Source organism: Erwinia sp. MYb416, assembly GCF_037479575.1.
In the GTDB taxonomy this organism is placed as follows: Bacteria; Pseudomonadota; Gammaproteobacteria; order Enterobacterales; family Enterobacteriaceae; genus Erwinia; species Erwinia rhapontici.
Map to the genome: position 1 here is coordinate 1 of NZ_JBBGYT010000202.1, position 505 is coordinate 505.

The window sequence follows — 505 nt, forward strand, 5'->3', positions numbered from 1 at the left end:
ACTTTCTTATCAGGTTGCAGTTCATTCATCCGTTGTGTTGCTTGCTGGCGCTCCTGGTCTGTCAGCCAGATACGCACTGATGGGATCTTAATCTGACGATCGGTAATAGCTGACAGATAACTGAAGGCATGTTCTACCTGATGATCGCCAAAAAAATCAGCACCTCTAAATGGAATAGTGATCGCTTTATTACCGGTATCCGCCCCAATAATATGTTGCACGCCAGCCATTCTCGCCAATCTGAGGCTGTATTTACAGGGAACCGGATTTGCCAATATCGCAGCATCAAAATGGATGCGCCTTAATTGCAGAAACATTTTTAATCTGGCGAAGTAAACACGCAACATGGCCACTTTACCGGAGGCATGCTTGGCCTTACGGTAGACAAAAGTACGTGTAATATGCGGATTGTTTTTGACCACATCCTGGCTGACAGTATTGATTAGCAAATAAACATTCGCATCAGGATATGCCGTTTTAACCCCTTCAATCAAAGGCGTGGTAC

The 505-nt window shown here is 44.8% G+C and carries 1 protein-coding gene; it reads right to left on the reverse strand.

The window, feature by feature from the left end; translation table 11 throughout:
- A partial coding sequence (locus WH277_RS01885; RefSeq protein WP_445235299.1) for a glycosyltransferase family 9 protein occupies window positions 1-505 on the reverse strand: 505 nt, incomplete at both ends.